This is a genomic window from Methylocystis echinoides, assembly GCF_040687965.1.
In the GTDB taxonomy this organism is placed as follows: Bacteria; Pseudomonadota; Alphaproteobacteria; order Rhizobiales; family Beijerinckiaceae; genus Methylocystis; species Methylocystis echinoides_A.
On sequence record NZ_CP156084.1, the window covers coordinates 2,128,135 to 2,150,743 of the forward strand.

Genomic DNA, 22,609 nt, shown 5'->3' on the forward strand with positions numbered 1-22,609 from the left:
CTGCCGGTTTTCGACGACGATTTCAGCAGTCAGCGTGGCGCCCACGGTCAACGCACGTTTCTGGCCATAGGCGATGACCGAAGGCTCGTCTGGCTGCACTTCGATGCGATATTCGGATTGAAGGGGCAGGGGGCCGCGGATCGGCGCCTTCAGCCGAGCGCAACGACGTCGGGATGTTGAACGCGGCCGACGAAATATATTTGATCGTGCCGTGATACACTCCGAATGTCTTGAAAGGAAAAGCGTCGTATTTGAGCACGACCCGCTGGCCGATCCTGGCAAGACCGACGGCGCGCGCCGGCGCGTCGAGGATGACGATCAGATCGGAGTCGGGGGCGCCGATCCCGGCGATGAATTGTCCCGTTTGCACGGAGTCGCCGACTTTGTTCATGAGCGCCAGAACGGTTCCGTCCGACTGCGCTTGGACGACGAGCGCGCTATCGGCTCTCACCGAGGCAAGCTTGCTGTCGATCGACGAAATCGCGTTTTCGGCGGCGGTCTTCTGACTGAGCTTGTCGGCGATAAGGCTGGCGAGCTGTCGCTCCTTCTCCATCTTCAGCCGTTTATATTCGATGCGCTTCAGATGGATTTCAGAGAGCTGCCGTTCGTAATCGAAGCTGACGCGTTCATGGCTTTCGAGATTGTCGCGCGTCGCATAGCCGGTCTCGACGTAGCGGCGCAATCGTTGAACGACCGACTGGGCGTTGCCGAGCGCGCGCTGGATCGAGGCTTCCTGTCGATCGAGCGCTTCCAGCAAGGCTTTCTCCTCGCGCAACTGGTCGTGCTTTTCTATCTCGGCCTGCGTGAGAAAGGCCTCGAGCCTCGCGACCTCGGCGACATGGCGCAGCCGGGTCTGTTCGAGATTGCGCATCTCGGCCGCGACCGTGGTCTCGCCGCCCGACGTCGCCTCGCGCAGCCGCAGCGCGTAAATCGGCTGGCCGATCGTCACCCTGTCGCCTTGCTTGACGAATATCTCGCGAATGACGCCGGCCTGCGGCGCATCGAGGCGTGAAAAGCCGCCGCTGGTTGCGACGTAGCCGCGCACGGTTTCGAATTTCGAAAAGCGTCCCAACCAGAGGCCGGCAAGAACCGAGAGAACCAGCGCCGCAAACAGGCCGGCGAGGATTTTGGAAGTCAGGTTCTGGCGAACGTCGATCGTCTGCGCAACGCGCGAAAAGCTCTGCCGATCGTTGATCGGATCCGCGCTCACCGCCGGCGCGCGGACGCTCTCCGTTGGCGACCGGCCCCCGACTGTGGCGAATTCGTCGATGCTCACGCGGCGGCTCCGGGAGGGACATATTCAGAAAAGCGACTCCACATGATCCATTGGTCCGGAGCGGCGAGAACGGAGCGTTCGATGTGGCGGCGCAGGATGGCGCAGACACGGGCCTTCTCCCGTTCGCCGACATCGACGCATTCGAACGGTTGCCCCAGCGACAGCGTGTCGCCGTCGAGCGAGGAATGGATGGCGAGCGGCGCGACCGTCGCCTCGATCATCCGCGCGAAGGAGACGACCCCGAGCGCAAGCTGCGCGGGCGCGCCGAAAAGTTCAGTGTCATAGGCGCCCCCGAAGGTGCCGGGCAGGTCGATAAAAAACACGATGATCGCGCCTTCTCGGCCGTAACGGGCGGCGTCGATGTAGTTATTTTTGTGCGCGATATTCAAAAAACGAATGTCCACGCCGATTTCGCAGATGCGCTTGATGACTCGCGTTTCGATCTCGCTGTCGTCGCTCGCGCGCAGAATGAGCATGCGCCGGCCCGGGAAGTAGTCGCGCATGATGCGTGCAAAGGCCAATGCGAAAAACCCCGTATGCACGGGAGCGAGCACGACCGACTTTTGCGATTGAGACAGTTGCGCAAGAAGGTTGGGGTCGACGATATCGACGCAGCTCGCGTCTTGCGAGACCTGCTCCGTGCTGCGCAAGAGCATCGCAAGCCATTCGAGACTGAGCAGATCGTCGTGATAGATCGACTCCCTGTCGAGTCTTTGCGCTTCGGCGTGCGACAGCCTCAGCACATCGCGGAAATAGCGGTTGTAGCCAAATCCGACGGGCCGCTTCGCCAATTGCTGGTATCGCCACGCCAGCCGCAACGCGCGCCGTCGCGCCCACAATGGCAGGCGTGCGACCGATTCGATTACGGGCGAGTCGACTCTCATCCTCAGAGAATTAAGTCGGCCATCGTTTGAGTCTGGTTAACGGCCAAGCTCAAGAAAAAGCCCGCCCGAGTCCAGCGGCTCGGGCGGGCGGGATGGAACGCAAGAGCATTCAATCCGAATTAGCACTTCTTCTTCTTGTGCTTGGGCTGATCGCAGCAGCCGCCGCCATTGCCGCCGCCGCCACCGCCAACGATCTGCTGCAGTTCCTTGGTGTCGAGCTTCTTCATCTGGCAACTCCCTTCGAATTCGACGGCCTGTAACGGGCCGTCTGGGGAAGGCTTAATCCAACCCTTCAATAGTATGGCAGAACTACTTCAGCGCTGCAATAAAAAATTAGTAAAAAGCTCTAGAAAATTGCATTGTTTCAATGCGTTACAAGCATATGTGCCTTTTTGATACAGTTGGCGCCAGTCTTCGTGTCAATTACACATGAGAATAAACTCAGTGTTAAGGTTAACGCGCAGCGCAAGACTTGTTCGGCGCGTTTCTGGCGCCGCCGCAACTGCGTCATGAAGGGATTTCAGGAGGGCGCTTTCGCGCGCGCCGGGTTCGGCGCGTCGCCACCGGCGGGTCAGCGGAGCCGCGCCGGACGACGCCCGGCTCCCATTGAGCCGGGTCAACGATCAGACCCCGCCCGAGTCCGTGCAACTCGGGCGGAAAGGAGCGCGCGCGGGTGCGCCTGGTCAAAAATCAGCATCTCTTCTTTTTGTGCTTGGGCTGATTGCAGCCATCCGAGCAACCGTTGCCGCCGCCGCAGCCGCCGGTGATCTGCTTGAGGTCTTTGGTGTCGAGCTTCTTCATTTGATAACTCCCTTTGAGCTTGGCGGCGTATCCGCCGCCGGGGAAGGCTTAATCCAACCCTTCAGCAGTATTGCAAAACTACTTAGACTTTGCAATAAAAAAATCCATAAATACCTGAAAAATATTCGCTGTTTCGATGTATTACAGCTAGTATTTCAGTGCGATACATTTACGATCCTTGTTAATTCTATTCTTGTGTCAAAATAAGCGTGCAATTCTCTTTACGGACCTGGTACAGCTTTTCCTTAACGCGCCGCCTTCCTGGCGCCGCCGCATCGGCAGTCGTGAGGGGAGTGTTCGGGACGGTCGCGCTGCGTTCACGCGTGAAAATCGAGCGCGTCACAGGCGCAAGGCCCGCTTTGGGCGCGCAATCGCGTCTGTTGGCGGCTGCTCGATGGAGGTCGCAGAAATCCGGCGCCCGCCCGCCGGCCGGCGCGTTCAGCGGAGGCGCGCGCTTTAGATTTTCTGGAAGGCCAATGCGGCGTTCAGACCGCCGAAGGCGAAAGAGTTCGACAAGGCGACATCGATCTCCATGGCGCGCGGCTGATTTGGGATCACGTCGATCCCGCAGGCGGGATCCGGCTCGTCGAAATTGGCGGTCGGGGGCGCAACGCTTCGCTGCATCGCCAATATCGTGGCGACCGCTTCGAAAGCCCCGGCGGCGCCGAGCGGATGGCCGGTAACGCCTTTTGTGGAGGAGACGGGCGGCGTCCGCTCCGCGCCGAAGAGCAGTTTCAGCGCTTGCGTCTCCGTTGCGTCGTTCGAGCGGGTGCCGGTGCCGTGCGCGTTGACGTAATCGACGCGGCCCGGTTCGATCCGGGCGTCGGCCAAAGCGTCGCGCATCGCGCGCGCCATGCCGTCACGCGTCGGCGCCACAATGTCTCCGGCGTCTGAGTTGCAGGCGAAGCCCGCGACCGCGACATCCGGCCTGAGTCCTCGAGCGCGCGCATGCGCTTCGGATTCGAGAACGAGCGCGGCGGCGCCTTCCGAAATCATCAAGCCGTCGCGTGTGCGCGAGAACGGCCGACACTTCACGAAGCTCATGACTTTCAAAGCGTGCCACGCGAGCACCGTTCCTTGAGACAAAGGCGCTTCGGTTCCGACGGCGACGGCGACGTCGGCGAGGCCGCCGCGTATCAGCTGGGCCGCGAATCCGATGGCGTGCGCCGAGGAGGCGCAGGCGCTGGAGACGGTGAACGCCGGCCCCTTCAGTCCGAAGGCGAGCGCCACCCAACTTGCCGTCGAGCTGATCATCGAGCGCACGATCGTCAGGGGATGCGCGCGCGGCACGCCCTGGCGGAAAAGGCGCTCATACTGCGCCTCGATACTATTCATCCCCCCGGCGGCTGTGCCGGTGACGACGGCGATGCGCTCCGCAGCGCAGCCTTCCGTCAGAAGACCGGCGGACGCCAGCGCTTTCTCCGCCGCGCTCAACGCGAAAAGCGCCGTGCGGTCGCAGGCGGCGAGCGAGGAAGGCGAAAGCCTGTCGAAGGCGACGCTTTCCCCGATTGCGCCGACGCGGAGCGCGAACCCCGGGGCGGCGTCTGTGACCGAGAAAATGTCCTTCCCGGTCAGCAGCGCTTGCCAATAGTCGTCGAGAGTCGCGCCGCAGGGAGAAACGACGCCCATGCCCGTGACGACGACGCGCGTCATTTGAGAGCGCCGGCGCCGTTGTCGATCTGGCCGACGATCAGGCTGCCGAGTTCCTGAATCGTCGTGTCCGACGTCAGACTGGTGTTGGCGTTGAGGCTGACGACAATCCCATATTTATCCTCAACCTGAAACACGAGTTCGACAACGTCGAACGAGTCGAGCCCGGCATCCTGAACCTTCGTCGCGCCGTTCCAGCTCTCTCCGGCGTTCTGCGTATGTTTGCGGATGATCTCGATGAGATCGGATATCACGGTTTGCAGATCGGGTGTGTTCATCGTCGTTCGCCCTGTGAGCTTTTCGCAACCATATGCTTAAGCTCAAGTCAGGGAGTTTCAATCGATTTCGGCTTTTATAGTTATCGTCGACCCGGGCGCGCTTTGACGCCGGAGGATGGAGGATCAGTAGCCTGTCATCTCGAGATAGCCCTCGCCGCTTTGTGAGCCGGCGATGGAGATCGGCCCTTCCCAATAAGAGAAGGTCGTTCCCATCCAGCTTTTCGGATTGAGCGGCGAGGTCTCGACATCGAGCCCGTGGCTTTTCACCTGCAGGCGCCAGCGCGTCGGCACGCTTTTCCCGTTGATCGCCGTCTCGGCGCGCGGCGTCAGCGAGATATCCTCATCGGCCAACAGGCGCGTCGTTCCGTCCGCTGCGATCCAGTTGCCTGAACAATGCGTGTCGGCGCCGCGGAAGCGATAGACCATGACTTTCTCGCCGCTCGCCAGATGCAGCGAAAACCAGTCCCAGCCTTTCTGGTCCGGCGCGAGCGACTGGCTGCTCCACTCGCGGTCCATCCAGGCGCGGCCGGTGACCTTTATCTCACGCCCGTCGAAGGAAAGCGCGCCGTCAACGGAGAGGAAGGGCGCGCTGTAGTAATGCGAGGCCTGACCCGTGCTCGCTTTCAGGCTGAAGCCCACGTCGCCCTGCAGAACGAATGGGCCTTGGCGCGTCAGATCAAGATTATACGAGAAATGCGGGCCGCGCGCCGTGACGCGGGCCTGGGTGAAGCCGTCGTCCTTCGCCTCGAACGCCCAGTCGTCGATAAAGGCCAAGAAGGGCGCGGCCGCGACGCCGGCCTGCCCGACGCCGCCCCGCGCCATGGTCTGGGCGAATTCATGTCGCGTCGCGCTCGTCGCGGCGGCGTGGCCCATGAAGACGTTGCGGTCGCCCCAGCCCGCGCCGGCGCCGGGCTCCAGCGCATGGCGAAAAAGCGTCCATTGCACGCCGTATGTCGCGCCATCGGCGCCTTGCAGATTGGCGGTGAGATACCACCACTCGGTGCGAAAGGTCGGATGCGGCCCGTGGTCTTTGGGAAAAACGATGGGGGTTCCGGGCTTCGGCGCGTCGAAGCCCGGCGCGGGCGAAGAAAGACCGCCATAGCCTTGCGCCTGCGCGAGCGCCGGCAGCAGCAGGCCGAGAAAGGCGAGCTTCTTACCTTTCATTGGCGAAAACCTTCAAGAGATCGACGGGCGCGCTGCGCGCAAGCCGCAGCGCCGGGACGAGCGCGGCGCATAGCGCGGTGAGCAATGCGACGACGACAACTTCCGCCCATTGCGCGGGAAAGACATGCATCGGCAAGCGCCAGCCGAAGGCCGCGACATTGACGATGGCGACGAGCGCCCATGTCATGAAGAGCCCGAGCGGAATGGCGACGAGCGCCGCGCCCCCGGAAAAGAGCAAAATGCGCAAAAGCTCCAGGCCGGCCAGGCGGCGACGCGTCACGCCGATGGCCCAGACCGGCGCAATATGGGCGATGCGCAGATTGCTCAGCGTCAGCAGGCTCGAGAACAAGGCGATGGCGGCGACGATGAGCGTTAACGTATCGAGCGCCGCCGTCACCGTGAAGGTGCGCTCGAAAATGTCCGTCGAGATTCTCTTCACTTCGGAATTGTCGATGAGCCGCGCGATCCGCGCGCCGAAGCGGCGGCGCATCTCCTCCATCACGCGGGCGACGTCGTCCCGCGCCACGCGCAGCGAATAATGCACGCGCGACGCGTCGCTGAATTGCTGCGCGAGTCGCGCGTGATCGAGACGCATTTGTCCGCGCGGATTGCCGTAGTCGGGAAAAACCCCGACGATCCGCGCGCGCCACGCGTCCCTTTGCGTTGGGACGTCGATCGTCGATCCAACGCCGACGCCGAGACGGCGCGCGAGCTGCTCGCTGATCAGGATGGCGTCTTCCTCGTGAAGCGCGCGCCAGGCCCCTGCGCCGCCGTCGAGCAGCGTGAAATGCGCGGAATAGGTTTCATGCGGCGCGAGGCCGATGATTTCGACCGGCCAGTTGGACAGGCGCGTCTTCGCCCGCCAGACGGGAAGAATTGCTGTGATCTCTGGCCGCTTCTGCGCCCAGGCCTCAATGTCGGCGGCGTCCGCCGGCGTCGCCGCCTCGTAGTAAATCTCTGCGATCAGCCGTGCGTCGAGCCAGCCGGTGAAGGTCTGGCGGAAGCCTTCGACCATGCCGCCGACGCCGATATTCGTGGCGAGCGCCAGCAAAAGCGCCTTGAGGGCGAGCGACAGGCCGGCGATTTCCTGGCGGCCGTCGGCAAAGAACCAGCGCGCGAGCGGCCGCCGCGCAAAGCGCTCGCCAAGGGCGAGGAGCGCGGCGAGGGCGATCGGCAGGAAGAGCGCCGCCGCAAGCAGGACGGCCGCGATGACGAGAAAGCCCATGAGCAGCCCATCCGCCGCGCGATAGAAGACTGCTGCGGCGGTCAGCGCCAGCGTCGCCAACGCGGCTTGGCGCCACAAATAGCGGTAATGCGCCGCGCGCCAGGCAATTGGCCGCGCGACCGACAGCACCGGCAGGCGCAATGTCTTTGCAAGGCCGCCGCCGGCGGCGAACAGCGCGCCGGCGCCCGCCATCGCGAGGCCCGACAGCCAGAATCGCGTGCCGAGCGCGAGTTCGCCGGAGAGCGCCGCGCCATAGAGCCCTTCGAGACTGGCCGCGACGTCGGGCAGCAGCGCGGCGGCGATGAGATAGCCGCCGGCGACGCCCAATCCGCCAGCAACCAGCGTGAAGAGGAGAAGCTCGCAGAACAGCGCGACGGCGAGCGTCGGCGCTGAGACGCCGAGCGCGCGCAACGTGCGCACCATGGGCAGGCGCTGCTCGAAGGCGAGGCCGAAGGAGGCCGAGACGATGAAGAAGCCGACCAGAAAGGCGAGCAGGCCGAAGGCGGTCAAATTGAGGTGAAAGCTGTCCGTGAGACGCGACAGGTCGCTTTCCTCGTCGGGTTCGACGAGTCGCAGATCCTCGACCGCGAGGTCGCGCAGCCGCGCCGCGTCGAGCGGCGTCTCGGGCGAGACGAGCAGCCGCGAGAGCCGCTCGGGCTTGTCGAGCGCTTTCTGCGCGACGCCGATATCGACGATAAGCGTCCCCGGCGGCGCCGCCTCCAAAGCGGCGACAGGCGGCAGCCGGAAGCCGCGCTCCGTCGTCGCCTGCGCGCCCTCCGCCAACTGCAGCGCGCTCAACGTCTCTGGGCTGGCGAAAGCGCGGCCCGCGCCGGTGAGAATTTTCTCGGCCTCGTCGTTGTCGCGCAGGGGCCCAAGCGGCGTCGAGCGCGGAAGCGTGAGCGGCTCGACGCCAATGAGCCGGGCGTTCTTGTCGCCAATGCGCAGGGCGCCTTCGAGCGCCGGCGAGACCTTCACGCCCGCGCGTCTGAGCTTGACGAAAACCTCCTGCGGGAACGGGCCGCCGCGCGCCCCGACGAGGTTTTGCGTCTCGCCGCCGGAGAAGACGCGGGCCGCGCTGTCGTAGCTCTTGCGCGCCTGGGCGTTGAGCGCCTGCACGCCGCTCCACAGCGCGGTGGCGATGGCGAGTCCGATCACGAGCGTCGCCAGATTGGCCTTGTGGCGGCGCCAATGGCTCATGAGCGCAAGAAAGGTATAGAGCGCCTCTCTCATGCCGACGCGAGCGCCCCCGCTTCCAGAACCACGCGGCGCTCGAGCCGCGCCGCGAGCCGCGCGCTATGCGTCACCATGAGGAAAGCGCAGCCCGTCTCGGCGACGAGGTCGAGCGTCAGCGCCAGCACTGCGTCCCCCGCCGCCTCGTCGAGATTGCCCGTCGGCTCGTCGGCGAGCAGCAGCTTCGGCCGCACGGCGAGCGCCCGGCCGACGGCGACGCGCTGCTGCTGGCCGCCCGACAACTCCTCGGGATAGCGCGACTCGAGCGCCGCGAGGCCGAGCCGATCGGTCAGGCGCTCTTGCCAGAGCGGATCGAAGCGACCGGCGAGCCGCGCCTGAAAGGCGAGATTTTCCGCGACCGTGAGGCTGGCGATGAGGTTGAACTGCTGGAAGACGAAGCCAACCGTCTCGCGCCGCAGTCCCGCGCGCGCCGCCTCGGACAGGCGGCAAATATTGACGCCGTCGATGAAGATCGCGCCGCCGTCGGCGTCGTCCAACGCCCCGATGAGGTGGAGCAGGGTGCTCTTGCCGCTCCCCGACTCGCCCATCAACGCCAGGGTTCCGCCTGCGGCAAGCGACAGGTCGACGCCCGCGAGCACGGGCAGGGGCCCCTGCGGCGTTGCATAGGATTTGCGCAGACCGACGACGCTGAGCAAAGGAGATATCGGATTGCGCGCAGTGGACTCGGCGTTTGCCGTACAGGCGTTCAAGCGGCGGGCCTTCTGGCTGGCGGTTCAGGACGCGAACCTGCCCGGCAGGTCCGCATCCTGATATAGGCGAAAGCCTCGCGCGGCGCCCGTCGGCTTTAGGACATTTACGTCAAAAAGCCGGTCAATGAGCGCCCTCGGCGAGCGCCGCGATCACAGGCCAGCCGACGCTCCCCGCCGGATCGACGTCCGCGAGAATTCTCAGGAGCGCGTCGGCGGCCGACCGATCGCCGCGCTTCAGTTCGATGAAGCTCAACGCCTTGAGGGTGAAGAGCGCGAAACGCGCCGGCCCGTCCGCATGGGATTGGCCCTTCGGCCAGAGCTTGGGATCGCCGGGCCAGCCCGCCTGCCGCGCCGCTTCCCGCAGGCCTTCCAGGGCCGCGGCTTTGGCGGTTTCGAGATTGCCCATGTAAGTGTGGATTTTATAAAGGCAGAAATAGGCGGGAAGGGCCTCCGGCGCGAGGTCGAGCGCCTGTCGGAAGAGGCGATCGGCGCGCAGCCTGTCGCTTCGATACGCCACGACGCCCTGTTGCAGGAGCGTATCGACCGGGCCGGGCAGGCCGCCAAAATCGACGCCTTCGGCTTCGCGAAAAATATCCATGTTGGTTGCAATCCATCCAAGGTGTTTCCCGATGAGACGGCACGCAAACATGGCGCCAGCAATCTGGCGCGAAGCTTACTTTGTCGCGCCCAAACGGCGAAGCCTCGACGACGCCTCGACGACGCCTCGACGACGCCTTGCCGGACTTCTCCGCAAAACCCATTTTGACAGTCGAGCATCATAGCGCAGCGACTGGATGGATCTGATCACCGCGACGCCGCAGGGCCTCTACTGCCCGAGAGGCGACTTCTACATCGACCCCTGGCGGCCGGTCGCGCGCGCCATTATCACCCATGGCCATTCGGATCATGCGCGCTGGGGTTCGGAGCGCTACCTTTGCCAGCGCGACTGCGCGCCGATCCTGCGTAAGCGCCTGGGCGATATTTCCGTCGAGGCGGTCGATTATGGTCAGCGGATCGATATTAATGGCGTGGCCGTCTCGCTTCATCCGGCCGGCCATGTGCTGGGCTCGGCGCAAGTGCGCGTCGACCATGGCGGGGAGGTCTGGGTCGCCTCCGGCGACTACAAGACCGAGCCCGACGGGGTGAGCGCGCCCTTCGAGGCGCTGCGTTGCGATGTTTTCATCACGGAATCGACCTTCGGCCTGCCAATCTATCGCTGGCGTCCGCAGGCGGATATCATGACCGAGATCAATGATTGGTGGCGGGAAAACGCGGAAGCTGGCCGCGCCAGCGTCATTTTTGCCTATGGGCTCGGCAAGGCGCAGCGGCTCCTCGCCCATCTCGATCCCGCCATCGGCCCGATCGTCTCTCACGGCGCCATCGAGCCGATCACCGACATCTACCGCGCCCAAGGCGTCGCGCTGCCGCCAACGACGCTCGTTTCTCAGATGAGCGGCAAGGACGCCTTCGCCCGCGCCCTTATTGTTGCGCCGCCCTCCGCCGCTGGGACCGCCTGGATGCGTCGCTTCGGCGATTATTCGGACGCCTTCGCGAGCGGCTGGATGCAGATCCGCGGGAACCGGCGCCGGCGCGGCCTCGACCAGGGGTTTCCCCTGTCCGATCACGCCGACTGGCCCGGCCTTCTCGACGCGATCCACGCGACCGGCGCGACGCGTGTTTACGTCACCCATGGCGCCGCTGGCGCGCTGACGCGCTACCTGCGCGAAACCGGCCTCGACGCGCGCACGATGCATACCGAATATGGCGAGGAGGAAGCGGAGAGCGGGGCGCAGGACGCGCAGGAGGCGTCGTGAAGGCCTTCGCCGCGCTCTATCGCGCGCTTGACGCCGCGACCGCCATCAAGCGCAAGCAGCAGGCGCTCGGAGACTATCTGCGCGCCGCCATGGATGACCCGACCGAACATGCGAGCGCCGCCTGGGCGGTTTATTTTCTCGCCGGCGGCAAGCCGCGCCAGCTCGCGCCGACAAAGTTGCTGCGCCGCCTCGCGCAGGAGGAGGCCGAGCTTCCCGAATGGCTTTTCGACGAATGCTATCACGCGGTCGGCGATCTTGCCGAGACCCTGGCGCTGCTCTTGCCGCTCGGCGGCGCGATCGAGGAGGTCTCGCTCGACGCGTGGATGCGCGTCCGCCTTCTGCCGCTGCGTCTATTGCCGGAAGAGGAGAAATACGCGCAGCTCTGTGAATGGACCCGCGCGCTGCCGCAGCCGCAGCGGCTCGTGTTCTTCAAGCTCATTACCGGCGAACTGCGGGTCGGGGTTTCCCGGCTGCAGGTGACCCAGGCGCTGGCGCTCGCCGCCGGCGTCGATCAGACGCGCATGGCGCAACGCATGATGGGCTATACGCAGGCGGGGCGCGCGCCGACCGCCACGGATTTCGCGGCGTTGACCGCGCCCGCAAGCGCCGACGAAGACGCGGCGTTGAAGGAAGGCCAGCCCTATCCCTTTTATCTCGCGCATCCTTTCCAGCGGCCGGTCGAGGAGATGGCCGAGGTCCTGGGGCCCGTCGACGACTGGATCGTCGAATGGAAATTTGATGGCGTCCGCGCCCAATACGTCCAACGCGGCGGGCGCTTCGCGCTGTGGTCGCGCGGCGAGGAGCTTGTCACGGACTCCTATCCCGAGCTGGCCGAACTTTCCCGCTGGCTTCCAGACGGCGTCGCGCTCGACGGCGAACTCGTCGTGATGCGCACGGAGGGAGCCGCCTCGCCGCAGGATCTTGCAGGACTGCGACCCTTCGCGCTGTTGCAGCAGCGTTTGGGGCGCAAGGTCGTCACCGCGAAAATCTTGCGCGAGCTGCCGGTCGCGTTCATCGCTTACGATCTTCTCGAACAGGACAGCGCCGATCTGCGACCGTCTCCGCAGATCGAACGGCGCCGGCTACTCGAGACCTTCATCGCCGGCGCCTTGTCGCGCGCTTGCGATTTCGGCGTCGCTCTGCCGCTGCGCTTGAGTCCTCTCCTGACAGCGCCGGACTGGCCGTCGCTTTATGCAAGGCGCGAGGACGCGCGCGCGCTCGGCGTCGAGGGCATGATCTTGAAAGCGCGCGCCGGCGCTTATGGCGTCGGGCGTCGCAAGGGCTCCGATCGCGACAATGTGTGGTGGAAATGGAAGCTCGATCCGATGAGCGTGGACGCGGTGCTGATCTACGCCCAGCGCGGCCACGGGCGGCGCTCCGGCGTATATAGTGATTATACGTTCGCCGTATGGAGCGATTCGCCGGAGGCGCGCGAGCGCATGCTCATTCCCTTCGCCAAGGCCTATTCGGGGCTGACAGATGAAGAGATGCGCGCGGTCGACGCCATCATTCGCAAGACGACGGTTGAAACTTTCGGCCCGGTGCGCAGCGTGAAACCCACGCTCGTCTTCGAACTCGGCTTCGAAGGCATCGCCGAGAGCAAGCGTCACAGAAGCGGCGTCGCCGTGCGTTTCCCGCGCATGCTGCGCTGGCGGCTCGACAAGCCGGTTGAAGAAGCCGACACGCTGCAGACGCTGCGCGAACTCTTGCCGGCGCAACATGCTTGAGCGGATCGACGCGGCGGACGCGGTTGCGCAATTGTTCAAGGCGCGCGGCTGGCGGCCCTTCGACTTTCAGAAAGACGTTTGGGCGCGCATGGCGGCGGGCGAGAGCGGCCTGCTGCACGCCACGACCGGCTCCGGCAAGACCCTCGCCGTCGCGCTCGGCGCCTGGCACGCGCTGCTTCAGGAAGAGGTCCAGGGCCTGACATTGCTCTGGGTCACGCCGATGCGCGCGCTCGCCGCCGACACGATGCGCGCGCTCGGCGAGGCGCTCGACGCTTTGGAGACGCTTGATCCGACGAGCCCGCGCTGGACCCGGGGCCTTCGCACCGGCGACACCTCGTCCAGTCAGCGCGCCGCGCAAAGCCGCAAGCCCCCGACGCTCCTCGTCACGACGCCCGAAAGCCTGTCGCTTCTGCTCTCGCGCGAGAATGCGCAGGACTATTTTTCACATCTTCGCTTTGTCGTCGTCGACGAATGGCACGAGCTCCTGGGCAACAAGCGCGGCGTGCAGACTCAGTTGGCGCTGGCGCGCCTGCGCCGCTGGCGTCCCGGCCTCGTGACCTGGGGCATGTCGGCGACGCTTGGCGATCTTCAAGCGGCAAAACGCACGCTGCTCGGGCCGCGCGGCGCGGGGGCGCTCGTCGAGGCGCGATTGAAGAAGAAGCTCATCATCGACACGCTCATCCCCGACGCGCCGGAGCGTTTTCCGTGGGCCGGCCATCTCGGCGTCAAAATGGCCCCGCAGGTCGTCGCCGAGATCGAGGCGCACAAAAGCACCCTCGTCTTCACCAACACACGCGCGCAGGCGGAGCTGTGGCGGCAACATCTGTTGCGGCTGCGTCCCGATTGGGAAGATTGCGTCGCCATCCATCACGGTTCGCTTGCGCAGGAGGAGCGCGACGCGGTGGAGCGAGCCCTGAAGGTCGGCGACCTCAAGGCGGTCGTCTGCACCTCCAGTCTCGATCTCGGCGTCGATTTTCTTCCTGTCGAGCGCGTGCTGCAAATCGGCTCGCCGAAGGGCGTGGCGCGTCTGCTTCAACGCGCCGGCCGCAGCGGCCATGCGCCGGGCCGCGTCTCGCGCGTGACGATGGTCCCGAGCCACAGTCTCGAACTCGTCGAATCCGCCGCGGCGCAGGCGGCGATCCGCAGGGGCCGCGTCGAAAGCCGCGTCTCGCCGGTCGCGCCGCTCGACGTGCTGGCGCAGCATCTCGTGACGGTTGGAATGGGCGGCGGCTTCCTGCCTGATGATCTCCTGGCGGAAGTGCGCGAGACCGTCGCTTACGAAACTCTCTCGGACGAGAGCTGGCGCTGGTGCCTCGATTTCGTCCGGCAGGGCGGCCCGACGCTGCGGGCCTATCCCGATTACCGCCGCGTCGTTCCGGACGCCAAGGGCGTTTGGCGGGTGCGCGACAAACGGCTTGCATTGCGTCACCGCCTTAACATCGGGGCCATCGTCTCCGACGCGAGCGTCATGGTGCAATATGCGCCGCGCGGGCAGAAGCTCGGGACCGTCGAGGAAAGCTTCGTTGCGCGCATGAAGCCCGGCGACAAGTTCTGGTTCGCCGGCCGGTTGCTCGAACTCGTGAGCGTGCGCGACCTTACCGCCTTTGTGAAGAAGGGGGCGGGCGGCGGCGCGACGCCGCGCTGGATGGGCGGGCGCATGCCGCTGTCGACGACGCTCGCCGACGAAATGGTCGAAACCCTCGCGCGCGCCGCCGAAGGCGACATCGCCTCTCCGGAAATGCGCGCGGCGGCGCCGCTCATCAAATTGCAGCAGCGCTGGTCCGCCTTGCCGACTCCGCAGACGCTGCTCGCCGAGACGCTGAAATCGCGCGAAGGCTGGCATCTTTTTCTCTATCCCTTCGCGGGGCGCAATGCGCATCTGGGTCTCGCGAGCCTCATCGCCTGGCGCGCCGCGCAGATCGCGCCCGGCACGTTCTCCATCGCCGTCAACGATTACGGCTTCGAATTGCTGAGCGCCGGCGCGCGCGACTGGGCGGCTGATCTGCCGCGCCTCATCGCCGCCCACAGTCTCGGCGCGACGCGCGACGAGGTCGTCCAGAGCCTCAACGCCGCGGAACTCGCCCGCCGCCGGTTCCGCGATATCGCACAAATCGCCGGGCTCGTGATCACGGGCTATCCCGGCGAACGCAAAAGCGCACGGCAGTTGCAAGCCTCGTCCAGCCTGTTCTACGACGTCTTTCGCAAATACGATCCCGAGAACGGCTTGCTGCAACAGGCCGAGCGGGAGCTTTTGGAAGACGAGCTCGACGTGCGGCGGCTGCATGAGGCGTTGACGAGAATGAACGCGCGGCGTCTGGACTGCGTCGCTTTGAGGCGCTGCTCGCCCCTGGCCTTTCCGCTCATCGCCGAGCGCTTCCGCGAGAGCCTGAGCACGGAAAGCTTCAACGCCCGCATCGAGCGCCTGCTCGCGCAGCTCAATTCCGCCGCCGACGCATGACCTCAGGCGCATTGTCTTATAACCATCGCGGTCTCGCGCTGCTGCCGCAGCGCGCGGCATGGCAGGCGGAGACGCGCACGCTGTGGATCGCCGATTTGCATCTCGGCAAGGCGGCAAGCTTTCGCGCGCTCGGTCAGCCCGTGCCGCGCGGCACCACGCAGGAGAACCTGCGCCGGCTCGGCGCGCTCATCGACGCCCACGCCGCGCGCCGTCTCGTCGTGCTCGGCGATTTCCTGCACGGGCGGCTGGCGCGCTCGTCAGGCCTTTTCGCGCAATTGCGGGAGTGGCGCGCTGCGCGCGGCGATCTCGACTGCATCGTCGTGCGCGGCAATCACGACGCGCGCGCCGGCGACCCGCCCGCGGATTGCGGGTTCACGAGCGTCGACGAGCCCTTTGCGCTCAACGGCGTCGAAGGGTGGCACGATGCGCCGCCGCCCGGCGATATCGACGGTCCGACGCTCCTTTCCGGCCACATCCACCCGGTCGCGTGGCTCTCCGGGCCGGGCCGGGACAGGCTGCGGCTGCCCGTATTCTGCCTGCGTGGACGTGAGATCGTTCTGCCCTGCTTTGGCGAATTCACCGGCGGCCATGCGGTTGATCCGCGCGACTGGGGCCAGCTCGTGGTGACGACCGGAACGCGCGTCTTCGCGCTTCCCCCCTAGGGGCCGCCACATTTTGCGCGGCGGCGCGAAGGCGCTAAGAAGCCGCGCATGACGACGACCCTTTCGCGAAAGCCAGCAACCGAAACACGCGAGGAGCCCTATGCGCTCGCCGCCGCGCTCTTTGTCGCCTGCGGACTCTTGCTCGCCTTTCCCTGGCTTTCGGGCCGCGTGACGATCCCCTGGGACGCCAAGGCGCATTTCCAGCCGCAGTTCGCTTTTCTCGCCCATGCGCTGCATTCCGGCCAGTCGCCCTTCTGGACGCCGAACGTCTTCGCCGGCATGCCGCAGATCGCCGACCCGCAGTCGCTGATCTTCGCGCCCTTCTTCCTGATCGCCGCGGCGCTCGTTCCGGAGCCCTCCTTCATTCTGGAAGACGCCATTGTCTTCGGCATGCTCATCATGGGCGGCCTGGGGTTCATGGCCTATGTCCGCGACCGCGGCTGGAGCGCGGCGGGCGGGCTTCTGGCGGCGCTGGCTTTCGCTTTCGGCGGGTCGGCGGCCTGGCGCATTCAGCATACCGGGCAGATCATGAGCTTCTCCTGGCTCCCCGTCGCTTTGTGGCTGCTGGCGCGCGCCCTCGATCGGCGCTCGGCCGCCTATGGCGCCGCGGCCGGGGCGGTCGCGGCGTTCATGGTCCTCGGGCGCGATCAGGTCGCTTTTCTCGGCGCGCTGCTGCTTGCCGCTTACGCCGTGTATCGCGTCGCCACCGACGCGAGGCCCCTCGAGAGCGCCGTCGCGCCGCTCCTCGCCGGCGGCGTGGTCGGCGCGGCGATCGTCGCGTTGCCGCTCGCCTTCACCCTCGAACTCGCCGCCCATTCCAACCGTCCGGAGATCAGCCTCGACGGCGCGCATAAGGGATCGCTGCCGCCGGCCTCCTTTTTCACACTGCTTTCCGCCAACATGTTCGGCACAGACGGCCCGCTCGCCGACTTTTGGGGCCCGCCCGTCGGCGAGCCCGACCTCTATCTCGCGCGCAACATGACGGACGTTTACGCGAGCGCGCTCGCCGTCGCGGCGATCGTCGGCGCGATGGGGCGCCGCTGTCTCGCGCAAAGGGAAGCGCGCTTCTTCTTCGGAGCCCTCGTCTTTTTCACGCTCTATGCGCTCGGGCGCTATACGCCCGCCTTCGCGCTTTTCTATCATATTCCCGGCGTCGACCTGTGGCGTCGCCCGGCCGACGCCACCTTCCTCTTCGACATCGCCCTCGCAGTCCTCGCGGGCTATTCCTTCACCCTGATCGAGCGCGGCGACGCGCAGCCGCGCGCCGGCTGGCTGACGCTGATTTTCGCTTGCCTCTTCGGGCTCGCCGCCTTCTACGCCGCCTCGAGGGACCATCTCGCGCAAGCGGCGGTCCCTCTCGCGACAAGCGCGGCTTTTGCCGCCGCGGCCGGCGCGCTGATCATTCTCACGCGCATGGGCAAGCTCAACGGCGCCGCGCGCGTCCTCGCCGTCGCCGCCCTGGTGACGGGGGATCTCGCCTTCAACAACGGCCCGAACGAATCAACCGCCTTGCCGCCCGAGCAATTCGAGGCGCTTCGCGCCAATTCGAAGGACCCCGTCATCCAGTTTCTCGAGGGCAAGCTCGCCGAGAACCCCGCGCCCGATCGGCGCGACCGCATCGAACTCGCCGCAATCGACTTCCACTGGCCCAACGTCCCGCTCGTCCATGGCTTCGAACATGACCTCGGCTATAATCCCATCCGCCTGAAGGTGCTGGAGGACGCGACTGGCGCCGGCGACCATCTGGCGCTGCCCGAGCAGCGCGAATTCACCAAGCTTTATCCCAGCTACCGCTCGCCGCTCTCCGACATGCTCGGTCTTCGGTACGTCGCGACCGGGGTCCCGATCGAAGCAATCGACAAGCGCTACCGGCCCGGCGACTTCGCTGAGCTGACCCGCATCGGCAAGGTGCGCATCTACGAGAACAAAAGCGCCTTCCCGCGCGTGATGGTCGCAACCTGCGCCCTGCACGTCGATTTCGCGGCTTTGGAGAAAAGCGGCGAATGGCCCGAGGCCGACTACCGCGAAACCGTTCTGCTCGAAGAGCCGCCGATCTGCCATTCACGCAAGGGCCTGCCGCCCGACGCCGCGCGGGCGCGGATTCTTTCTTATGGCAATACGGAGATCTTGGTCGAAGCCCAAGCGCCGTCGGGCGGCGGCTGGCTCGTCCTGTATGATGTCTGGCATCCCTGGTGGTTCGCGACACGGGACGGGGAGGAGGCCGAAATCTTGCGGGCGAATGCGATGTTTCGCGCGGTCCCGATCCCCGAGGGGCGCCATGAGGTGCGCTTTGTGTTCAGGCCTTTCGCGGGGTTGATGCGGGAGATCGGGGGCTAAGCCACTTGCGCATAAACTGCGTCGATCCTCGCGCCGTGGTTGAGCCCCTTGCGGATCGATATTTCCAGCCCCGCCGCGCGCGCCTCTGGCTCAATCTGCGTTAGCAGCCGCCGCGCCGCGGCTTCGCTCTCCACAAAGGCGAAGCCTGTCGGCCCCCAGGAGGTCTGGCCGCCGCCCGTTGCGCCCGCGCGGGTCAAGCCGCCGATCGCCGCCTCGACTTTCGCGCTGGCGAAGCGCCGCCCGCCCTGGCGCGGGGCGAAATAATCGCCGACGATTTCCTGGATGCGCGTCACGGCGGCGCCGAAGGGGCCGAGGTCCCGCTCGGCCAGCGCCGGGAGCGCCTGCATCAGCACCAGCCGGCACAGTTCGCCGCTTTCGGCGGCGCTCGACGGAGGCAAAGCGACGAAAGCCTCCTTTTCATCCGTCCCATGGAGGCCGACGGCCGTCGGGTCGCAGACGAGCAAGACGCGCCAGTCCTCCGGAAATTCGGCGCGCGCGATGACGGGGGGCGTCTGCGTCTGTGGCCCGCGCCCGCCGTCCACAACGAGGCCCCCGGTGACGAACAGCCCGGCGCCGAGCCCCGAGCGGGCGCCTCGCGACATGAGCGCGGCGTCGGCGGCGGCGTCATGCGGCAGGTCGTGAAGCCGCCGCATCGCAGCCGCGATGGCGAGCGCGAGCTGAGTGCCGGAGCCGAAGCCAGAATGGGCCGGAATGGCTTCCTCGATCGTCAGCTCGTGACAGTCTCCCGGCGCAAGCGCCGCCTCGGCCTTGGCCAAAAGCTGCGCCGCCCGCGCCTGTTCCGGCCCGGTAACGCTATTCTGCGGCGCTGGGGAGAGAGTGAGTCGGGTCGCAGGCGCGTCGAGCGACAGGCCGAGGCTGCCGAATTTGCGCCCGACGCCGCCGTTCATGTCGAGAAAACCCAGATGCAGCCGGGCCGTCGCCGTGACGCTCACTTGTGCCGACATGGGGCTCCTGTCCGTCGATCGCGCAAGACTTCACGCTCGTTTAGGCTATATCTGCCTTTGGCGAAAGAAGCCGCCCGCCGACCGCGGGCGCCGGGGAGGAAAGCTTTCATGAGCAAGGAAGAAAAAGCGCTGCCGGAGAATGAGGTGGTCGAGCGGCTGGGCCGGGAGCTGCCGCATTGGCGCTATGAAAACGGCTGGATTCGCCGACGCTACAAGACCCACAGCTGGAAGGGCACGCTGATGGTCATCAATACCGTGGGCCATCTCGCCGAGGCCGCCTGGCATCATCCCGATATTGCCGCCTCTTACGCCTGGGTCGAGGTCAAGCTGATGACCCATACCGCAAAGGGCATCACCGACAAGGACTTCGACCTCGCAAAGAAGATCGAGGAAGTCGTCGGCTGGCGGCCCGGCAAGGAGGGCGGCCCGCTCGAAGGCACCCCGGAGACCGATCAGCGCTTCGCCTACATTAAATATGACTGAGCCTTTGTCGTTCGACCGGGCCGCGATCGCCGCCGCCCGGGATCGATTTTTCGAGCCCATCGGTCGGCGTCCCGTCATCATGGGCATCGTCAACGTCACCCCCGATTCCTTCTCGGACGGGGGACTGTTCGTCTCGAGGGCGGCGGCGCTGGCCCAGGCGACGAAGCTCGCCGCCGGCGGGGCCGACATTGTCGACGTCGGGGCCGAATCGACCCGGCCCGGACACACGCCGGTCCCGGCGGAGGAGGAATGGGCGCGGCTCGAGCCGCTGCTCTCCGCGCTAGTGCGAGAGGCGGGCGTTCCGGTTTCGATTGACACTTATAAGGCGATCACCGCGCGGCGCGCGCTGTCGGTCGGCGTCGCGGTCGTTAACGACGTCTGGGGCCTGCAGCGCGATCCCGACATGGCGCCGGCCATCGCCGAGGCGGGGGCGGGGGTCGTCGTGATGCACAACCGCTCCGAGACGGATCCCGGAATCGACATCGTCTCGGACATGCTGCGCTTTTTCGAGCGCTCGCTCGACATCGCCCGGCGCGCGGGCGTGAGCGAGGCCCATCTGGCGCTCGACCCCGGCATTGGCTTCGGCAAGAGCCGGAGTCAGAATTTCGACGCGCTGCGGGCCACTTCGAGGCTACTTGAGCTCGGCTTTCCGCTGCTGATCGGCGTCTCGCGAAAGTCGATCTTCAAGGGACTGCCGGATGGATTGATTGAAGGGCGTCTGGTCGGCACGCTCGCCGCGAATCTGATCGCCGCCGGCGCCGGGGCGCAGATTTTCCGCGTTCACGACGTCGCCGAGCATCGCGCGGCCTTCGAGGTGTTCACGGCCTTGGGCGGCGCGAAAGGGTGAACCATGCGCGTGGGGTTTGGACTAGGCAGCAATATCGGCGACAAGCCCGAGAATATTCGCAAGGCTCTGGCGCTGCTGGAAGAACGCGGAATCGCCCGGCTGAGCGCCGTCTCCCGCATCTACCGGACGCCGCCCTGGGGCGTGCTCGACCAGGGCGATTTCGCCAACGCCTGCGCCATCGGCGAGACGAGTCTTTCGCCCTATGAACTGCTGGCGGCGGTCAAGACGATCGAGGCCGACATGGGCCGGGAGCCTACCCGCCGCTGGGGGCCGCGGCTCATTGACGTCGACATTCTTTTCTTGGGCGACCACACGCTCGACGACCCCGAATTGACGCTGCCGCACAAGGAGCTTTTCGGGCGTGGATTCGTGCTGCTGCCGCTGGCGGAGATCGCGCCAGACCTCGTGCTCGACGGCGCGCCCGTCGCAGAGGCGCTGACGGCGGTCGACGTCGCCGGGGTCAGACCCTGGACGGAAGGTTAATTCGCCTACCCCCGATGGTGGTATTACCGCAGCGCAGCATGCAAAGGCCGGCGGCTCGCCTCAAGTCTTGCCAAACCGCTGTAAAACCCGGCGTTTTTTGGCTTATTGCGCTGTCTAAGGAAACGGCCGAAGGCCCGTTGCCGCGCCGAATAGGGTAGGTAAAAAGCCATCCACTGGGGTTGTTATTACTATTCGATAGACAGCATTTTGCTATACCAAGGGATATTGTCATTATGCTGGTGAGGGGGAATGGTTGGGCCACGCTAAACGGGGTTTTCTGGGCTGTTCCCTTAGGGTGGCCTAGTGGGCTTTGTTTAGGCGGCGACGTCGGTGTTCGTCCGATAACAACAAGCGGCAGGATTGGATGTTCGGTCTTTCGGGAAATTTTTCTGAAGGCTGCATGTCCGATGGCCGCGTCAAGAAAGGGCGGTATGGCGTGGGGCGACCTTTAGGGGGCCCTGCCTAACGTTTTAAGACAAACGAGGACGAAGCAGCTCTGTTCTGGGAGGCGGAGCGATACCGGTCACGCGCATATCCCTGGGAGCACATAGGAGGAGTTAATATGGCTTCGACGACGAGCGCAGCTGCTGGCGCAGCTGCTGAGGTACAAATAGTCGATCTTCGCGGAATGTGGATCGGCCTTGCGGTCCTCAACATCTTCTATCTGATCGTGCGCATTTACGAGCAGGTCTACGGCTGGCGCGCTGGCCTGGATTCGTTCGCGCCGGAGTTCCAGACCTACTGGATGTCGATCCTTTGGACCGAGATCCCGCTGGAGCTGGTCTCTGGTCTGGGCCTTGCGGGCTATCTCTGGAAGACCCGCGACCGCAACGTCGACGCGGTGACGCCGCGCGAAGAGATGCGCCGCCTGGTGGTTCTGGTTCAGTGGCTTGTCGTTTACGGCATCGCCATTTACTGGGGCGCGTCGTTCTTCACGGAGCAGGACGGCACCTGGCACATGACGGTGATTCGCGACACGGACTTCACGCCGTCGCACATCATCGAGTTCTACATGAGCTATCCGATCTATTCGGTGATCGCGGTTGGCGCGTTCTTCTATGCGAAGACCCGCATTCCGTATTTTGCTCATGGCTACTCGCTGGCGTTCCTGATCGTCGCCATCGGCCCGTTCATGATCATCCCGAACGTTGGCCTGAACGAGTGGGGCCACACCTTCTGGTTCATGGAAGAGCTGTTCGTCGCTCCGCTGCACTGGGGCTTCGTGTTCTTCGGCTGGATGGCCCTGGGCGTCTTCGGCGTCGTGCTGCAGATCCTGATGCGCATTCATGCGCTGATCGGCAAGGAAGGCGTCGCCCTCCTGACCGAGTAATCGGACAAAGGCCGCCCGCGCCCGGTTGGCGCGGGCGGACGGTTCCGGCGGGATTTTCGCTTACACCACTGACACGAGAAGGCTTTTGATCTGCCGTGACTTTCGGCGGGGGCTGGTTTTTCGTGTCGCGGCTCGGGGGGTTCGCCCCCGGCTCGGGAAGGGGAAGGTTTCGCGGCGCACGTTTCGCGTTGCGCAAAAGAAAACCGAACGCGGGCGTTTCGAGAGGGCGCATCGGGTTTGGACGCGGGTCCGGGGCTTTCGTTCCGTCCTGCGGCAAAAAGAAAG

20 protein-coding genes are annotated in these 22,609 nt (G+C 65.5%); 9 read left to right on the top strand and 11 right to left on the bottom strand.

Features of this window, described 5'->3' with window-relative positions; genetic code table 11:
* Positions 1–22: 22 nt before the first annotated feature.
* The 10 genes from RVU70_RS10375 to RVU70_RS10420 all read right to left on the bottom strand — a co-directional run bounded on the left by RVU70_RS10375 (position 23) and on the right by RVU70_RS10420 (position 9,816).
* Positions 23–1,276 carry an HlyD family efflux transporter periplasmic adaptor subunit gene (locus RVU70_RS10375; protein ID WP_363345941.1) on the bottom strand — a complete coding sequence of 418 codons (1,254 nt, stop codon included), beginning with the start codon at positions 1,274–1,276 and terminating at the stop codon, positions 23–25.
* A complete protein-coding gene (locus tag RVU70_RS10380) occupies positions 1,273–2,067 on the bottom strand; it encodes a hypothetical protein (protein WP_363345943.1) in 795 nt (264 codons plus the stop codon). Before RVU70_RS10380 ends, RVU70_RS10375 begins: the two co-directional genes overlap by 4 nt.
* Positions 2,068–2,279: 212 nt before the next feature.
* Positions 2,280–2,387, bottom strand: a complete 108-nt coding sequence (locus RVU70_RS10385) for a bacteriocin (protein ID WP_363345945.1) — start codon at positions 2,385–2,387, stop codon at positions 2,280–2,282.
* Between the two features lie 463 nt (positions 2,388–2,850).
* Positions 2,851–2,961, bottom strand: coding sequence for a bacteriocin (locus RVU70_RS10390; RefSeq protein WP_363345947.1), 111 nt, complete (start codon positions 2,959–2,961; stop codon positions 2,851–2,853).
* A gap of 456 nt (positions 2,962–3,417) precedes the next feature.
* Positions 3,418–4,614, bottom strand: a complete 1,197-nt coding sequence (locus tag RVU70_RS10395) for a beta-ketoacyl-[acyl-carrier-protein] synthase family protein (RefSeq protein WP_363345949.1) — start codon at positions 4,612–4,614, stop codon at positions 3,418–3,420.
* Positions 4,611–4,889 carry a phosphopantetheine-binding protein gene (locus RVU70_RS10400; protein ID WP_363345951.1) on the bottom strand — a complete coding sequence of 93 codons (279 nt, stop codon included), beginning with the start codon at positions 4,887–4,889 and terminating at the stop codon, positions 4,611–4,613. Before RVU70_RS10400 ends, RVU70_RS10395 begins: the two co-directional genes overlap by 4 nt.
* A 123-nt stretch (positions 4,890–5,012) precedes the next feature.
* Positions 5,013–6,053 (bottom strand): lipocalin-like domain-containing protein, encoded by a 1,041-nt coding sequence (locus tag RVU70_RS10405; protein WP_363345953.1) that lies wholly within the window; start codon positions 6,051–6,053, stop codon positions 5,013–5,015.
* Positions 6,043–8,508 (bottom strand): ABC transporter permease, encoded by a 2,466-nt coding sequence (locus RVU70_RS10410; protein WP_363345955.1) that lies wholly within the window; start codon positions 8,506–8,508, stop codon positions 6,043–6,045. Before RVU70_RS10410 ends, RVU70_RS10405 begins: the two co-directional genes overlap by 11 nt.
* On the bottom strand, positions 8,505–9,218 hold the full coding sequence (locus RVU70_RS10415; RefSeq protein WP_363345957.1) for an ABC transporter ATP-binding protein: 714 nt from the start codon (positions 9,216–9,218) through the stop codon (positions 8,505–8,507). Before RVU70_RS10415 ends, RVU70_RS10410 begins: the two co-directional genes overlap by 4 nt.
* A gap of 121 nt (positions 9,219–9,339) precedes the next feature.
* A complete protein-coding gene (locus tag RVU70_RS10420; RefSeq protein WP_363345959.1) occupies positions 9,340–9,816 on the bottom strand; it encodes a hypothetical protein in 477 nt (158 codons plus the stop codon).
* 196 nt (positions 9,817–10,012) lie between these two features.
* Here RVU70_RS10420 and RVU70_RS10425 point away from each other — a divergent pair, with 196 nt between their 5' ends.
* The 5 genes from RVU70_RS10425 to RVU70_RS10445 are packed head-to-tail and all read left to right on the top strand — an operon-like array spanning position 10,013 to position 18,216.
* Positions 10,013–11,032, top strand: coding sequence for a ligase-associated DNA damage response exonuclease (locus tag RVU70_RS10425; protein ID WP_363345961.1), 1,020 nt, complete (start codon positions 10,013–10,015; stop codon positions 11,030–11,032).
* Positions 11,029–12,759 carry an ATP-dependent DNA ligase gene (locus RVU70_RS10430; RefSeq protein WP_363345963.1) on the top strand — a complete coding sequence of 577 codons (1,731 nt, stop codon included), beginning with the start codon at positions 11,029–11,031 and terminating at the stop codon, positions 12,757–12,759. The genes RVU70_RS10425 and RVU70_RS10430 overlap by 4 nt, the downstream gene beginning before the upstream one ends.
* Positions 12,752–15,217, top strand: coding sequence for a ligase-associated DNA damage response DEXH box helicase (locus RVU70_RS10435; RefSeq protein ID WP_363345965.1), 2,466 nt, complete (start codon positions 12,752–12,754; stop codon positions 15,215–15,217). Before RVU70_RS10430 ends, RVU70_RS10435 begins: the two co-directional genes overlap by 8 nt.
* An 11-nt stretch (positions 15,218–15,228) precedes the next feature.
* Entirely contained in the window at positions 15,229–15,879 is a 651-nt protein-coding gene (pdeM, locus tag RVU70_RS10440) for a ligase-associated DNA damage response endonuclease PdeM (RefSeq protein WP_363345967.1), read from the top strand.
* A 48-nt stretch (positions 15,880–15,927) separates the two neighbouring features.
* Positions 15,928–18,216: a hypothetical protein gene (locus RVU70_RS10445; protein ID WP_363345969.1), complete on the top strand. Its 2,289-nt coding sequence runs from the start codon at positions 15,928–15,930 to the stop codon at positions 18,214–18,216.
* Here the strand turns inward: RVU70_RS10445 and RVU70_RS10450 are convergent.
* Positions 18,213–19,181: a beta-ribofuranosylaminobenzene 5'-phosphate synthase family protein gene (locus RVU70_RS10450; RefSeq protein WP_363345971.1), complete on the bottom strand. Its 969-nt coding sequence runs from the start codon at positions 19,179–19,181 to the stop codon at positions 18,213–18,215. The two genes, RVU70_RS10445 and RVU70_RS10450, sit on opposite strands and share 4 nt — an antisense overlap.
* Positions 19,182–19,289: 108 nt before the next feature.
* Between RVU70_RS10450 and RVU70_RS10455 the strand changes: the two genes are divergently transcribed.
* The 4 genes from RVU70_RS10455 to amoC all read left to right on the top strand — a co-directional run bounded on the left by RVU70_RS10455 (position 19,290) and on the right by amoC (position 22,324).
* Complete coding sequence (locus RVU70_RS10455; protein ID WP_363345973.1) at positions 19,290–19,664, top strand: 4a-hydroxytetrahydrobiopterin dehydratase; 375 nt, start codon at positions 19,290–19,292, stop codon at positions 19,662–19,664.
* Entirely contained in the window at positions 19,657–20,511 is an 855-nt protein-coding gene (folP, locus tag RVU70_RS10460) for a dihydropteroate synthase (protein ID WP_363345975.1), read from the top strand. The genes RVU70_RS10455 and folP overlap by 8 nt, the downstream gene beginning before the upstream one ends.
* Before the next feature lie 3 nt (positions 20,512–20,514).
* Positions 20,515–20,994 (top strand): 2-amino-4-hydroxy-6-hydroxymethyldihydropteridine diphosphokinase, encoded by a 480-nt coding sequence (folK, locus tag RVU70_RS10465; RefSeq protein ID WP_363345977.1) that lies wholly within the window; start codon positions 20,515–20,517, stop codon positions 20,992–20,994.
* Positions 20,995–21,556: 562 nt separating this feature from the next.
* Complete coding sequence (gene amoC / locus RVU70_RS10470) at positions 21,557–22,324, top strand: bacterial ammonia monooxygenase, subunit AmoC (protein WP_363345979.1); 768 nt, start codon at positions 21,557–21,559, stop codon at positions 22,322–22,324.
* Positions 22,325–22,609: the final 285 nt, after the last annotated feature.

Excerpts from the sequence above, each read along its gene's own strand:
- RVU70_RS10385 (WP_363345945.1), bottom strand. The coding sequence starts at position 2,387 with ATGAAGAAGCTCGACACCAAGGAACTGCAGCAGATCGTTGGCGGTGGC.
- RVU70_RS10390 (WP_363345947.1), bottom strand. The coding sequence starts at position 2,961 with ATGAAGAAGCTCGACACCAAAGACCTCAAGCAGATCACCGGCGGCTGC.
- RVU70_RS10395 (WP_363345949.1), bottom strand. The coding sequence starts at position 4,614 with ATGACGCGCGTCGTCGTCACGGGCATGGGCGTCGTTTCTCCCTGCGGC.
- RVU70_RS10400 (WP_363345951.1), bottom strand. The coding sequence starts at position 4,889 with ATGAACACACCCGATCTGCAAACCGTGATATCCGATCTCATCGAGATC.
- RVU70_RS10405 (WP_363345953.1), bottom strand. The coding sequence starts at position 6,053 with ATGAAAGGTAAGAAGCTCGCCTTTCTCGGCCTGCTGCTGCCGGCGCTC.
- RVU70_RS10410 (WP_363345955.1), bottom strand. The coding sequence starts at position 8,508 with ATGAGAGAGGCGCTCTATACCTTTCTTGCGCTCATGAGCCATTGGCGC.
- RVU70_RS10420 (WP_363345959.1), bottom strand. The coding sequence starts at position 9,816 with ATGGATATTTTTCGCGAAGCCGAAGGCGTCGATTTTGGCGGCCTGCCC.
- RVU70_RS10425 (WP_363345961.1), top strand. The coding sequence starts at position 10,013 with ATGGATCTGATCACCGCGACGCCGCAGGGCCTCTACTGCCCGAGAGGC.
- RVU70_RS10435 (WP_363345965.1), top strand. The coding sequence starts at position 12,752 with ATGCTTGAGCGGATCGACGCGGCGGACGCGGTTGCGCAATTGTTCAAG.
- RVU70_RS10445 (WP_363345969.1), top strand. The coding sequence starts at position 15,928 with ATGACGACGACCCTTTCGCGAAAGCCAGCAACCGAAACACGCGAGGAG.
- RVU70_RS10450 (WP_363345971.1), bottom strand. The coding sequence starts at position 19,181 with ATGTCGGCACAAGTGAGCGTCACGGCGACGGCCCGGCTGCATCTGGGT.
- RVU70_RS10455 (WP_363345973.1), top strand. The coding sequence starts at position 19,290 with ATGAGCAAGGAAGAAAAAGCGCTGCCGGAGAATGAGGTGGTCGAGCGG.
- folP (WP_363345975.1), top strand. The coding sequence starts at position 19,657 with ATGACTGAGCCTTTGTCGTTCGACCGGGCCGCGATCGCCGCCGCCCGG.
- folK (WP_363345977.1), top strand. The coding sequence starts at position 20,515 with ATGCGCGTGGGGTTTGGACTAGGCAGCAATATCGGCGACAAGCCCGAG.
- amoC (WP_363345979.1), top strand. The coding sequence starts at position 21,557 with ATGGCTTCGACGACGAGCGCAGCTGCTGGCGCAGCTGCTGAGGTACAA.